The organism is Pseudomonas sp. Irchel 3E19, from assembly GCF_900187585.1.
Taxonomy (GTDB): domain Bacteria; phylum Pseudomonadota; class Gammaproteobacteria; order Pseudomonadales; family Pseudomonadaceae; genus Aquipseudomonas; species Aquipseudomonas baetica.
Genome location: NZ_FYDT01000085.1, coordinates 1 through 13,776, shown reverse-complemented (window position 1 = coordinate 13,776; position 13,776 = coordinate 1). Strand labels below are relative to the sequence as shown.

Sequence of the window (13,776 nt, the reverse complement as noted above, 5' to 3'; positions counted from 1 at the left end):
GCCAATTTGGCCATGACACTGGCAGGTGCTTTTTTCTCGAAACGCGCTAGAACATCGGCCCACATCGTTCGGGTCCTCCTGGCTGAAGTATCAGGGGATTTTACCTAAGACCTTGAAAGGGATGGCCGTAAGGGCGGAACCCTAATCAGCACCACCCGAAGCAACAGATATTCACCCAAACCCAAAGCGCTCAAACAACATCAACCCCTACGTGAATCGCATCATGCCGCCAAAACTCCAGATCGCAATCAATCAACCGCTCATGCTGATCATAATTGACCCGAGCAATCCGCAAACCCGGACTCCCCACCGACACTCTCAAAGCCGCCGCAGCATCTACAGACAATGACGTAGGCACGATCTCAAACCGCACCCGCCCATAGTGCAAATCGTAATGCCGCGCATACAACTCGGTAATCGACTGATTCAAATCAAACCCCAGAATCCCCGGAAAAAACTGCGGATTCAAATAATGCTCAACATAAAGCACCAACCGCCCATCAATCCGCCGCGACCGACAAATCTGAATCACGCTCGACAAGGCCGGCAACTGCAACCACGCACACACCGCCGCCGACGCCGGTTGCAACCGCGCCGAAATCACCTCGGTCGAAGGCACCCGCCCCTGCGCACTGACCATCGCGTGAAAGTGACTGCGCTGCATCAGGTTATAAGCCAGACGCGGCGGCGACACGAACCAGCCCCGCCGCTCCTCGCGATAAATCTGGCCCTGCGCCTCCAGTTGCAACAACGCCTCACGCACCGTAATCCGCGTCGTGCCAAACAACTCACTGAGCTTGCGCTCGGCCGGCAACTTACTGCCGGGCGCCAATAGCCCGTGGTCAAGTTGCTCCTGCAACACCTGGCCAATCGCTGTCACCGCTTTTGTTGCCTCATCGCGCATCAACGTTACCTATCTGGACTAGACCAGCACTGTTTCAGGGCAAAACCGCACGACTGAAAAACCATTTCCGTGCGTTGCAAGCCTAGGCAGTGCAGATGACCAAGAGATGACAAACCTGCCGAACGGTCCCAATTACGACTTGCAATACATCGGCCAAGTCCCTTGCCCACCGGGGCTTTGAGCATGGTCTACGCTTACCCCGCAGCCCATGAAACCGGGTAAATAAAAGGCCTGATGCAGAGTCACCGACATCAAAATGTCATCCAGCCCCCTTAAATTGGCTCAGGTATTGCTGACCTAGACCAACACAAACCGCAATCGCAGCGTTGAACACGACCAAGGAGCTTCGGAATGAAACAGCTTTTCCTGGCAACACTGTTAGGCTCGACCATTGCAATGTGCACCGCCGCCATGGCGGCAGGCACCGATCTGAAAACCCTCGAAGCCGCTGCGAAAGCGGAAGGCGCCGTCAACAGTGTCGGCATGCCCGATGACTGGGCCAACTGGAAAGGCACCTGGGCAGAGCTTGCCAAGAATTACGGCCTGAAACACATCGACACCGACATGAGCTCGGCCCAGGAAATCGCCAAGTTCGCCGCCGAAAAAGACAACGCCAGCGCCGACATCGGTGACGTCGGTGCCGCCTTCGGCCCGATCGCGGTCAAGCAAGGCGTGGTGCAACCTTACAAGCCAAGCACTTGGGATCAGGTCCCGGACTGGGCTAAAGACAAGGACGGCAACTGGGCGCTGGCCTACACCGGCACCATCGCTTTCATCGTCAACAAGAAGCTGCTGCACGGCTCCGAAGTACCGACCAAATGGGCTGACCTCAAGGGCGGTAAATACAAGGTTTCCATCGGTGACGTGAGCACTGCTGCGCAAGCTGCCAACGGCGTTCTCGCTGCGGCACTGGCCAACGGTGGCGACGAGAAAAACATCCAGCCCGCCCTCCTGCTGTTTGCAGACATCGCCAAGCAAGGTCGCCTGTCGATGGCCAACCCGACCATCGCCACCATGGAAAAAGGCGAGATCGAAGTCGGCGTGGTCTGGGACTTCAACGGCCTGAGCTACAAGGCCAAGATGGCCAACCCGGATGACTACGTGGTGCTGATCCCGTCCGACGGTTCGGTGATTTCCGGCTACACCACCATCATCAACAAATACGCGAAAAACCCGAACGCCGCCAAGCTCACTCGCGAGTACATCTTCAGTGATGCCGGCCAGACCAACCTCGCGCGCGGCAACGCCCGCCCGATCCGCGCCGAGCATCTGCAACTGCCAGAAGACGTGAAAGCCAAGCTGCTGCCGAACGAGCAGTACAAAAAGGTCACGCCGATCAAGGACGCCGATGCGTGGGAAAAAACCTCCAAGGCCCTGCCGCAGAAGTGGAACGAAGAAGTCATCGTCGAGATGAAGTAACGCTGTAGATCGCCTCTGTGTGATTTGTTGAAGATCCAACTGTGGGAGCGGGCTTGCTCGCGAAGGCGTCGTGTCAATCGACATCATTGTTGAATGATCCACCGCATTCGCGAGCAAGCCCGCTCCCACGGGGGGGATTGAGTTGATTTCGGAATATTTGAATTTCGCGGAGTTTTTGCCCCTATGAAGCACAACGTCATCCTTGTCGTGCTCGACGGCCTCAATTACGAAGTCGCGCGTCACGCCATGGGGCATCTGCAGGCTTACGTTGGCGCAGGACGCGCCGCACTCTACAAACTGGAGTGCGAGTTGCCGGCCCTGTCCCGACCGCTTTACGAATGCATCCTCACCGGCGTGCCGCCGATCGACAGCGGCATCGTCCACAACAACGTTTCGCGCCTGTCCAACCAGCGCAGCATTTATCACTACGCGCGCGATGCCGGTTTGAAAACCGCAGCAGCGGCTTATCACTGGGTCAGCGAGTTGTATAACCGTTCGCCGTTCGTGGCCGCCCGAGACCGTCACACCGACGATCCGACACTGCCGATCCAGCACGGCCATTTCTACTGGCAAGATCACTACCCCGATTCGCACCTGTTCGCCGACGCGGAACACCTGCGCCTGCGCCATGCACCGGACTTCCTGCTGATCCACCCGATGAACATCGACGACGCTGGCCACAAGCACGGCCTCGACACCGCGCAATACCGCAACAGCGCACGGTTCGCCGACATCATCCTCGCCGACTATTTGCAGGCCTGGCTCGACGCCGGCTATCAGGTGCTGGTGACTGCCGACCACGGCATGAACAACGACCGCTCGCACAACGGCCTGCTTCCCGAAGAACGTCAGGTGCCACTGTTCGTCCTCGGCGACGCCTTCAGCCTCAATGCCGACGCGGCGCCGAAGCAGACCGAAATCTGCGGCACGGTCTGCGAACTGCTCGGCGTGCCCCACGACAAACCTGTGTGCCGGGAGTTGCTCAAGTGAATGCCATGACTCGCGGCAAATGGCTGGCAGCCCTGTGCCTGGTGCCCTTCGCACTGTTCTTTATCGTGTTCGAAATCGCCCCGCTGATCTGGGTGATGATCAACAGCCTGCAATCGGAAGAGTTCGGTTGGGGCTTCGCCAACTTCAGCAAGATCTTCAGCTCGAAATTCTATTTGCAGGCAATCCAGTACAGCCTGGAGATCAGTTTCTGGTCGAGCGTGTTCGGCATCATCATCGCCGTGCTCGGTGCGTATTCCCTGCGCCGGGTCGACTCGAAACTGCGCAACTTTGTGAACGCCTTCGCCAACATGACCAGCAACTTTGCCGGCGTGCCTCTGGCCTTTGCGTTCATCATCCTGCTCGGCTTCAACGGCAGCATCACCATCATGTTGAAGCAGGCCGGGATCATCGAGGACTTCAACCTGTACTCGAAAACCGGCTTGATCATCCTCTACACCTACTTCCAGATTCCCCTCGGCGTGCTACTGCTCTACCCGGCCTTCGACGCCCTGCGTGAAGACTGGCGCGAGTCCGCCGCACTGCTCGGCGCCAACGGCTGGCAGTTCTGGCGGCACATCGGTCTGCCGGTCTTGACCCCGGCGCTGCTCGGTACGTTTGTGATCCTGCTGGCCAACGCCCTCGGCGCCTACGCCACGGTATACGCGCTGACCACCGGAAACTTCAACGTGCTGCCCATCCGCATTGCAGCGATGGTGTCCGGTGATATTTCCCTCGACCCGAATCTGGCCAGTGCGCTGGCCGTGGTGCTGGTGGCGCTGATGACCATCGTCACCGTCGTGCATCAACTGCTGTTGAAGAGGAGCTACCATGTCTCGCGCTGAAACCGGCCCGGCCGCCGTCTACCACCGCGTCGTGGTCTACCTGTTGTTCGCCATCCTCCTGGCACCGCTGGTGGGCACGCTGATCTACTCGATCGCCAGCAGTTGGTCGGCGACCATTCTGCCCAGCGGCTTCACCTTCAAGTGGTACCTGCAGTTGTGGGGCGACCCGCGTTTTCTCCACGCTTTTGGCCAGTCATTGCTGGTGTGTGTCGGCGCGCTGGTGCTGTCGGTGGTGCTGATCCTGCCACTGCTGTTTGTGGTGCATTACCACTTTCCGAAACTCGACGCGCTGATGAACATCCTGATCCTGCTGCCGTTCGCGGTGCCGCCGGTGGTGTCGTCGGTCGGCCTGTTGCAGCTCTACGGTTCGGGCCCGATGGCGATGGTCGGCACACCGTGGATTCTGATCGGTTGCTACTTCACCGTGGCGCTGCCGTTCATGTACCGGGCGATCACCAACAACTTGCAAGCGATCAACCTCCGCGACCTGATGGACGCCGCGCAACTGCTCGGCGCCAGCACCTTTCAGGCCGCATTCCTGGTGGTGCTGCCGAACCTGCGCAAAGGCCTGATGGTGGCGTTGCTGCTGTCGTTCTCGTTCCTGTTCGGTGAGTTCGTGTTCGCCAACATCCTCGTCGGCACCCGCTACGAAACCCTGCAGGTTTATCTGAACAACATGCGCAACAGCAGCGGCCACTTCACCAGTGCGCTGGTCATCTCGTACTTCTTTTTCGTGCTGGTCCTGACCTGGATCGCCAACATCTTGAACAAGGACAAAAGCGAATGAGCTATGTCAGCGTCCAACACCTGCAAAAAAACTACGCAGGCACCACGGTGTTCAGCGACATCAACTGCGAAATCAACAAGGGTGAATTCGTCACCCTGCTCGGCCCGTCCGGTTGCGGCAAATCCACTCTGCTGCGTTGCATTGCCGGCCTGACCCCAGTGGATGGCGGCAAGATCCTGCTCGACGGTGTCGATATCGTGCCCTTGAGCCCACAGAAACGCGGGATCGGCATGGTGTTCCAGAGCTACGCGCTGTTCCCGAACATGACCGTGGAACAGAACGTCGCCTTCGGTTTGCGCATGCAAAAGGTCAACGCCGACGACAGCCATAAACGCGTCAACGAAGTGTTGAAACTGGTTGAACTGAACGATTTCGCCAGCCGCTATCCGCATCAGCTTTCCGGCGGCCAATGCCAACGCGTCGCCCTCGCCCGCTCACTGGTCACTCGTCCGCGTCTGTTGCTGCTGGATGAGCCGCTGTCGGCACTGGATGCACGAATCCGCAAACACCTGCGTGAACAGATCCGTCAGATCCAGCGCGAACTCGGCCTGACCACGATTTTCGTCACCCACGATCAGGAAGAAGCGCTGACCATGTCTGACCGGATTTTCCTGATGAATCAGGGAAAAATCGTACAAAGCGGCGACGCCGAAACCCTGTACACCGCGCCGGTCGACGTGTTCGCCGCCGGCTTCATCGGCAACTACAACCTGCTCGACGCCGACAACGCGTCGAAGCTGTTGCAGCGCCCGATCAACCACCGCATCGCCATTCGCCCGGAAGCCATCGAATTGAGCCTCAACGGCGAACTCGACGCTCAGATCCGCAGCCACAGCCTGCTCGGCAACGTCATCCGTTATCGTGTCGAAGCGCGCGGCGTGGAACTGGTGGTGGATGTGCTCAACCGCTCGGCCGCCGATCTGCATCCCGACGGTCAGCGCCTGGCACTTTCCATCGATCCGACGGCCCTGTGTGAGGTAGCCTGATGACTTTGCTGACGTTGAAGAGAGAACTGCACTGATGGCCCTGGCAATTTTTGATCTGGACGAAACCCTGATCCACGGCGACTGCGCCACCCTCTGGAGTGAGCAGATGGGCCGTTTGGGCTGGGTCGATCCCAAGTCGTTCATGCGCAAGAACAACGAACTGATGGACGCCTACAGCCATGGCAAATTGCGCATGGAAGACTACATGGACTTCAGCCTCGAACCGCTGATCGGCCGCACGCCGGAAGAAGTCGAGCATCTGGTCGGCCCGTGGGTGGAAGACTTCATCGAACCGATCATCTTCAGCGACGCGACCAAAACCATCGCCGCTCACCGCAAGGCCGGTGACCGGATTCTGGTGATCTCGGCGTCGGGCACGCACCTGGTCAAACCGATTGCCGACCGTTTGGGCATTGACGAGGTGCTGGGGATCGAACTGGAAGTCGCCCATGGTGTTTACAGTGGCCACACCGTTGGCACCCTGACCTACCGCGAAGGCAAGATCACCCGATTGCTGGAATGGCTGGATGCAGAAGAAGAGAATCTGGAAGGTGCGAGTTTTTACTCCGACTCACGCAATGACCTGCCATTGTTGCTGAAGGTGGATTTCCCGCATGTGGTCAATCCGGATCCGGTTCTGCTTGAGCACGCTCAAAAGGCTAACTGGCCAATCCACAACTGGAAGTAAATAAAGATCCAAATGTGGGAGCGGGCTTGCTCGCGAATGCGGTCTTTCACTCAACAGTAATGCTGACTGATCAGACCCTTTCGCGAGCAAGCCCGCTCCCACAGGAGAATGATGTTTCAGCTCAGGCTGTCGTCAATCACCAACACCAGTTTCCCCGAAACCGTATTGCTCGCCAGCTCGGCAAACGCCGCCTCGGCGTCTTTCACCGCAAAAGCCTTGGCCAACTGCGGACTCAACCGCCCTTCGGCAAACAGCGGCCAGACATGCTGGCTCAAGTCGCTGAACAGATCCGCCTTGAACTGATCGTCACGACTGCGCAGTGTCGAGCCGAGCAACTGCACGCGCTTGGCCAACACCTGCGCCAGATCCAGTTTCGCCTCGCGACCGCCCATCAGCCCGATCAGCACCCAGCGCCCGTCCAGCGCCGTCAGCTTGAGGTTCAGCGCCGCATAGTTGCCGCCGACCGGATCAAGGATCACGTCGAACGGCCCGAAGTCGCGCAGACTCTCCAGATCATCCGTGCGAACGACCCCGCCCTGCGCTCCCAGCGCCTCACAGTAAGCCAATCGCTCGGCCGAGCCGACACTGACCCAACATGGGTTGCCAAACGCCTTGCACAGCTGAATAGCGGCTGAACCAATCCCACTTGCGCCGGCGTGCAAGAGAACTTTCTCACCCGGTTTGAGCGCCGCAAGCTGAAACACATTCAGCCAGACTGTTGCGTAAACCTCAGGCAATGCTGCCGCCTCGATCAGCGATACGCCTTCGGGAACCGGCAGCACGTGCCGCCCGTCGACCACCACCTCTTCAGCCATGCCGCCCCCGGCCAGCAAGGCGCAAACCCGATCGCCGACCTGCCACGAACTGCCCGCGCCCACCTCGCTGATCACCCCGGAACACTCAAGACCGAGTACTTGGCTCGCACCGGGAGGTGGCGGATAGAGACCGGCTTTCTGTAATAAATCGGCGCGATTGAGGCCGGCTGCCGCCACCCGAATGCGAACTTGTCCTACATCACACGTAGGACTCGGCTCTTCAACCCATGCCACTTGACCTTCCACGCCTTGCAATGCCTTCACAGTGCCTCCATAGTGAGTCTGGACTGAGCCCGAAGCTGTAGCGCCGGGCTTTTTGCATTATGCGACCGGCTCTCGTAGAACCGGCGACTTCAAAGACGGCCTAATATGCGTTATCAATTGTCCCCGCGTCGAATCAGCATGAAGCATTTGCTCCCCAGCACCGCCCTCGCTCTATTCATCGGCATCGGCCTGTTGCCGGTGTCGGGCACTACATTCGCAGCCAACAGCTGGGACAAGTTGCAGCCTGATCGCGATGAAGTCATCGCCAGCCTGAATGTCGTCGAGTTGCTCAAGCGTCACCACTACAGCAAGCCGCCGCTCGACGATGCGCGCTCGGTGATCATCTATGACAGCTACCTCAAGCTGCTGGATCCGTCGCGCAGCTACTTCATGGCCAGCGACATCAGCGAATTCGACAAGTGGAAGACCCAGTTCGACGACTTCCTGAAAAGCGGCGACCTCAACGCCGGGTTCACCATCTACAAGCGCTATCTGGATCGCGTCAAGGCGCGTCTGGACTTCGCCCTTGCCGAGCTGAACAAAGGCGTCGACAAGATGGACTTCACCACCAAGGAAACCTTGCTGATCGATCGCAAGGACGCCCCTTGGCTCAAATCCACCGCCGAACTCGACGACCTGTGGCGCAAACGCGTCAAGGACGAAGTGCTGCGGATGAAGATCGCCGGCAAAGAGCCCAAGCAGATCCAGGAAACCCTGACCAAGCGCTACAAGAACCAGTTGTCGCGTCTGGATCAGACCCGTCCGGAAGACATCTTCCAGGCGTACATCAACACCTTCGCCATGTCTTATGATCCGCACACCAACTATCTGTCGCCGGATAACGCGGAAAACTTCGACATCAACATGAGCCTGTCCCTGGAGGGCATCGGCGCCGTGTTGCAGAGCGACAACGATCAGGTGAAAGTCGTGCGTCTGGTGCCTGCCGGCCCTGCCGACAAGACCAAACAGGTCGCCCCTGCCGACAAGATCATCGGTGTTGCCCAAGGCAACAAAGAGATGGTCGACGTGGTCGGCTGGCGTCTGGACGAAGTGGTCAAGCTGATCCGTGGCCCCAAAGGCACCGTGGTGCGCCTGGAAGTGATTCCGGCCAGCAATGCACCAAACGACCAGACCACCAAGATCGTGCCGATCACCCGTGAAGCGGTGAAGCTCGAAGACCAGGCCGTGAAGAAGTCCGTGCTGAACCTGAAACAGGACGGCAAGGACTACAAACTCGGCGTCATCGAGATCCCGGCCTTCTACCTCGACTTCAAGGCGTTCCGTGCCGGTGATCCGGACTACAAGAGCACCACTCGCGACGTCAAGAAACTGCTGACCGAGTTGCAGAAAGACAAAGTCGACGGCGTGGTCATCGACCTGCGCAATAACGGCGGCGGTTCTCTGCAGGAAGCTACCGAGCTGACCAGCCTGTTCATCGACAAAGGCCCGACCGTACTCGTGCGTAACGCCGATGGCCGCGTCGACGTGCTGGAAGATGAAAACCCGGGTGCGTTCTACAAAGGCCCAATGGCGCTGCTGGTCAACCGCCTGTCCGCCTCGGCTTCGGAGATCTTCGCCGGAGCCATGCAGGACTACCACCGTGCACTGATCATCGGTGGCCAGACCTTCGGCAAAGGCACCGTGCAGACCATTCAGCCGCTGAACCACGGCGAACTGAAACTGACCCTGGCCAAGTTCTACCGGGTTTCCGGTCAGAGCACCCAGCACCAAGGCGTTCTGCCGGACATCGACTACCCGTCACTGATCGACACCAAGGAAATCGGCGAGAGTGCCCTGCCGGAAGCCATGCCGTGGGACACCATCCGCGCGGCGATCAAACCTGCAGCCGATCCGTTCAAACCGTTCCTGGCACAGCTCAAGTCTGAACATGACACACGCACCGCCAAGGATGCCGAGTTCGTGTTCATCCGTGACAAGCTGGCGCTGGCGCAGAAACTGATGGAAGAAAAAACCGTCAGCCTCAATGAAGCCGATCGCCGTGCCCAGCACGCCGATATCGACGCCAAGCAACTGGTGATGGAAAACATCCGTCGCAAGGCGAAAGGCGAAGAGCCGCTCAAAGAGCTGAAGAAAGAGGACGAAGACGCCCTCGCGGCCGCCGAGCCGGACAAGGTCAAACCGGAAGACGATGCCTACCTGAGCGAAACCGGGCGCGTGCTGCTCGATTACCTGAAGCTGAGCAATCAGGTGGCCAAGAAGTAAGACGATGGCAATTTAATGCTGGCGATCCCCGGATCGTCATCAAACAGTCATCATTCTGTCGTGCAATAAAGGACTGGGAGCCACTCTCTTCATCGAGAGCGCTCCCAGTCCTTTTTTTATCGCCAGAGATTGCCATGACCACGACCGAACAGCTGAGTGCCTTGAGCTCGATCCTGACTCAAAGCGGCTTGCACAGCCTGTTCCAACCGATCATCTGCCTCTCCGAACGACGCATCCTCGGTTACGAAGCCCTGACTCGTGGCCCCTCCAACAGCCCTCTTCACTCGCCCATCGCGCTGTTCGCGGTGGCGCGTCAAGCCGGACGTCTGAGTGAACTGGAGATCGCCTGCCGTCAGAGCGCTTGCCGCCGTTTCAATGAACAGCAACTGCCGGGCAAACTGTTTCTCAACGTCTCGCCGGAGTCTTTGCTGGAAGCCGCGCATCAGCCTGGGCGGACGTTGCAATTACTTCAAGACTTCGGCATTCCGCCAAGCCAAGTGGTGATCGAGCTCACTGAACAGACGCCAATCGACGATTTCCAGTTGCTGCAAACTGCGCTGCATCACTATCGGGCGATGGGTTTTTCGATTGCACTGGATGACCTCGGTGCCGGGTATTCAAGCCTGCGCCTGTGGTCGGAACTGCGTCCGGATTACGTGAAGATCGATCGGCACTTTATCGACGGCATTCATCAGGATGCGTTGAAGCGAGAGTTCGTCGGCTCGATCCTGCAAATTGCCAAAGCTTCCAGGGCGCAAGTCATCGCCGAAGGCATCGAACTCCCAGAAGAGTTAGCTGTGCTGACCGAGATGGGCGTGGATTTGGTGCAGGGTTACTTGCTGGGGCGTCCACAAGAACAGCCACCCCGTGATGCCCGAGCGTTGATGCCCAAACACGACAGCAGCACCGTAGCCCTGAACGATGAAGGCTGCGACCTCAGCGCCCTGCTCAACGACCAGCCCGCCGTGCATCGCGACACACCGACCGCCACCGTGCTGGAAGCCTTTCGCCGCCAGGCCAATCTCAACTCACTGGCCGTGCTCGACGAACAAGGACAACCGTGCGGCATTGTCCATCGTCACTCGCTGTCGGATGCCTTGCTCAAGCCTTTCGCCACTGACCTGTTTGCACGCAAACCCATCAGCCGATTGATGAACGACGACTTCCTCGCCGTGGAAATGAGTCAGTCGCTGCAACAGGTAAGTCGCCTGATCACCAGCCGCGCCCGTCAGCGCATCGAAGAAGATTTCATCATCACCCTCAACGGCGGCTACCTCGGCCTCGGCCGGGTGATCGACGTGCTCAAACTGATCACCGAACTGAAAATCCAGCAAGCCCGCTACGCCAACCCGCTGACCCTGCTGCCCGGCAACGTGCCGATCCAGCAATGCCTGACCCGCCTGCTGCAACAGGGCCGCGAATCAATCATCTGCTACGTCGACATCGACAGCTTCAAACCCTTCAACGACATCTACGGCTACGGCCGCGGCGACGAAGTCCTGCTGTGCCTGGCGCAATGCCTCAACGAACGCGTCGACCCGTCCCGCGACTTCGTCGGCCACATTGGCGGCGACGACTTTCTCCTCGTCCTCGGCCCGGAAGACTGGCGCAAACGCCTCAACCAACTGCTCGACGACTTCCAAAGCCAATGCCGCCGTTTCTATCGGCCTGAGCATCTGGAGGCTGGCTGCTTCATTGCCCCGAATCGGCAAGGCGTGCGGCAGGAGTTTCCGTTGTTGTCACTGTCCATCGGCGTGGTGCATCTGCACCCTGAAGCCTGCGCGCAACTCGACGCCAGCCAACTTGCAGAGATGGCTTCGCAGGCGAAGCATCATGCGAAGAATGTTCCGGGGTATAGCGTGCATTTGCTGGATAGCCTCACGGCCCTGATTTTCATGCACCGCAGTTAATCGGCCAACGCTGAGTCCCCATAAACGCAAATTTCTCTAGGAGCCGGCTTGCCCACGAAGAGGCTTGTTCATACAGCCTTTATTTCGCTACTGACGATTTTTTCAAAACTACCTCGAGGATCGTCAAATAGTTTCAAATCGAATCGCGCTGTACAATCAAGATAGAAGTCACTCACAAGACTCACCTCACCGTGTCTAAAATCCATCATCTGTTTGTAAAATGACTGTATAGCCGGATCATTAGAGGCACTCATGGAGTTAATGACCTCACACTTTTCGTACACTCGCTTTGCCTCTTGCATCACATCCTCAAAATATATCTCACGACTAACAATACCGAGAAATCTTGAAAACTGAAACGGCAAAGACCTACCCGACCTAAAAACGTTACAAAGACTAAGAACCAAAAGACTTGCAAAATACAGCCGCTCCCTACAATTTGGATTTAAGATCAACTCTAGCAATCCAGCATCTCTGCATTCGCCCAAAATATTTAAATCCACTGCATCGGGATCCTCACTGTACAGATCACCAAATAGCTCGGCATTTGATTCTCCGCGAGTCCACCGCTTAAAGTCGTCGAATGACCATCTACCTTGAATGACCTCAATCATTAGGCATCCCCTTCTCTGAAACTTCTAGCTGATATTTCTCTAAGCATTCAAGCAAAACCATCATAAACTTGCGCTGATCCTCTACATCGTCATCGAAGTAGGTTGTAATCTTCGTAAATACCGCATCAAAACTATCACCGACTTCCAAATAGTGCTTTAACGTGGCGACACACCACTCACGCTCTCCAACTGTATAAGAGAGAAACTCAGGCCTCATAAGAACATCAAAAAGCTCGGCAAGCTCATCTTTATCATTAACATTCTTCGAAACAATAATCTTTTCCCGAGCATCGTCGTGGGTATTCTCTATATCAAATAGAAAAAGCAGACCGCGCAAAACAAAATATTCAGGCTTACGTTTCATTCCAGAAACTCCGTATAAGAGGTTATCGGCATACCTGCTCTATCAAGGATCACTACCGCGTGTGTTTGCCGCCCGTAAACCAATCCACCTCTTTTGTAACCTTCACCAACAATCTTGCCCATATTCATCGGTTCCTTCGACGCCATTTGCCCATTTCGCCTGAAAATAAGCTGAGCACGATGTATGGCGTTCAATTGGTCTCGATTGCTAAAAAAGTGAGTGGCCGCACTGGGTATTTTAGGCTGCCCCGTCCGCCTCCCGTTGGTGTAAACCTCAATATCTCCAGTTGTTGGGTTTCTTCCCGTGATTGAACGCTCCTGCTGAGAAGCCAACGTGGTCTGTTTGCCATGTTTCTCCATGAAGTGTGCGCCTTGCGTAGCTTTCTCCATTTCATCCAAACGCCGATAAGCATTCTCCTCTGCCAACTCATCAATCCTCGCCCTCCGCTCCTGCGCCGTCATCTTCGGCAGCGCTGGCTCACCCTCATCAACCTTAGCGCCACTCACATCACCCGGCACCGTACAACCCGGCTTATTCGGCGGCGGACAATTGGAACTCAACCCCAACGGATCCACCCACCCCGTCGGATTCGGCACGTATTGGTACTGATTCAACCCACCCGCCAACTTGATCGGGTCCGGCGTCAAGTACCGTCCCAGCCGCGGGTCGTAATACCGGTGCCGGTTGTAATGCAGCCCACTTTCCCCATCGAAGTACTGCCCCTGAAAGCGCAGCGGCTGGTCCAGGTAATCCTCGCCGGCGAGGGTGATGGCGGCGACTTTGCCGTAGGCGTCGTATTGCGCCGACCAGACGATTTCGCCGCTGTAGTCGGTGAGTTCCTGTGGGGTGCCGAGGTGGTCGAGCTGGTAGTAGAACGGGCAGGCTTTTTTCGGGCCTTTGCCGTCGAGTAGCGCCAGCGGGCGGAAGGTGCCGGGTTCGTAAACGTAGCTGCGGTACTGGCTTTGGCTGC

General features: G+C 57.4%; 13 protein-coding genes. 8 read left to right on the top strand and 5 right to left on the bottom strand.

Annotated features, from left to right (window positions below):
• Window positions 1-190: 190 nt before the first annotated feature.
• Complete coding sequence (locus CKW18_RS28855) at window positions 191-904, bottom strand: UTRA domain-containing protein (protein ID WP_095191885.1); 714 nt, start codon at window positions 902-904, stop codon at window positions 191-193.
• 351 nt (window positions 905-1,255) lie between these two features.
• Here CKW18_RS28855 and CKW18_RS28850 point away from each other — a divergent pair, with 351 nt between their 5' ends.
• From CKW18_RS28850 to CKW18_RS28820, 6 genes are all read left to right on the top strand, one after another.
• Window positions 1,256-2,323, top strand: coding sequence for an ABC transporter substrate-binding protein (locus CKW18_RS28850; RefSeq protein WP_095191884.1), 1,068 nt, complete (start codon window positions 1,256-1,258; stop codon window positions 2,321-2,323).
• Between the two features lie 183 nt (window positions 2,324-2,506).
• A complete protein-coding gene (locus CKW18_RS28840) occupies window positions 2,507-3,313 on the top strand; it encodes an alkaline phosphatase family protein (RefSeq protein ID WP_095191883.1) in 807 nt (268 codons plus the stop codon).
• 5 nt (window positions 3,314-3,318) lie between these two features.
• Window positions 3,319-4,155, top strand: a complete 837-nt coding sequence (locus CKW18_RS28835) for an ABC transporter permease subunit (RefSeq protein ID WP_167394906.1) — start codon at window positions 3,319-3,321, stop codon at window positions 4,153-4,155.
• Window positions 4,142-4,942, top strand: a complete 801-nt coding sequence (locus tag CKW18_RS28830; protein WP_095191881.1) for an ABC transporter permease — start codon at window positions 4,142-4,144, stop codon at window positions 4,940-4,942. The genes CKW18_RS28835 and CKW18_RS28830 overlap by 14 nt, the downstream gene beginning before the upstream one ends.
• Window positions 4,939-5,928: an ABC transporter ATP-binding protein gene (locus tag CKW18_RS28825; RefSeq protein WP_095191880.1), complete on the top strand. Its 990-nt coding sequence runs from the start codon at window positions 4,939-4,941 to the stop codon at window positions 5,926-5,928. Before CKW18_RS28830 ends, CKW18_RS28825 begins: the two co-directional genes overlap by 4 nt.
• Before the next feature lie 34 nt (window positions 5,929-5,962).
• Window positions 5,963-6,616 (top strand): HAD family phosphatase, encoded by a 654-nt coding sequence (locus CKW18_RS28820; protein ID WP_095191879.1) that lies wholly within the window; start codon window positions 5,963-5,965, stop codon window positions 6,614-6,616.
• Window positions 6,617-6,732: 116 nt separating this feature from the next.
• On the opposite strand, the gene CKW18_RS28815 is transcribed toward CKW18_RS28820, so the two are convergent.
• Window positions 6,733-7,695 (bottom strand): zinc-binding dehydrogenase, encoded by a 963-nt coding sequence (locus CKW18_RS28815; protein ID WP_095191878.1) that lies wholly within the window; start codon window positions 7,693-7,695, stop codon window positions 6,733-6,735.
• Window positions 7,696-7,833: 138 nt separating this feature from the next.
• Here CKW18_RS28815 and CKW18_RS28810 point away from each other — a divergent pair, with 138 nt between their 5' ends.
• Both CKW18_RS28810 and CKW18_RS28805 read left to right on the top strand, forming a co-directional pair.
• Entirely contained in the window at window positions 7,834-9,918 is a 2,085-nt protein-coding gene (locus CKW18_RS28810; protein WP_170947344.1) for a carboxy terminal-processing peptidase, read from the top strand.
• 134 nt (window positions 9,919-10,052) lie between these two features.
• Entirely contained in the window at window positions 10,053-11,828 is a 1,776-nt protein-coding gene (locus CKW18_RS28805; protein WP_095191876.1) for a bifunctional diguanylate cyclase/phosphodiesterase, read from the top strand.
• Window positions 11,829-11,896: 68 nt separating this feature from the next.
• Here the strand turns inward: CKW18_RS28805 and CKW18_RS28800 are convergent, their stop codons facing one another.
• The 3 genes from CKW18_RS28800 to CKW18_RS28790 all read right to left on the bottom strand — a co-directional run.
• Window positions 11,897-12,442 (bottom strand): hypothetical protein, encoded by a 546-nt coding sequence (locus tag CKW18_RS28800; RefSeq protein ID WP_095191875.1) that lies wholly within the window; start codon window positions 12,440-12,442, stop codon window positions 11,897-11,899.
• Window positions 12,435-12,806 carry a hypothetical protein gene (locus CKW18_RS28795; RefSeq protein WP_095191874.1) on the bottom strand — a complete coding sequence of 124 codons (372 nt, stop codon included), beginning with the start codon at window positions 12,804-12,806 and terminating at the stop codon, window positions 12,435-12,437. The genes CKW18_RS28800 and CKW18_RS28795 overlap by 8 nt, the downstream gene beginning before the upstream one ends.
• Window positions 12,803-13,776 (bottom strand): RHS repeat domain-containing protein (locus CKW18_RS28790; protein WP_177435554.1); only part of this gene is annotated, 974 nt, incomplete at its 5' end. The genes CKW18_RS28795 and CKW18_RS28790, both read right to left, overlap by 4 nt.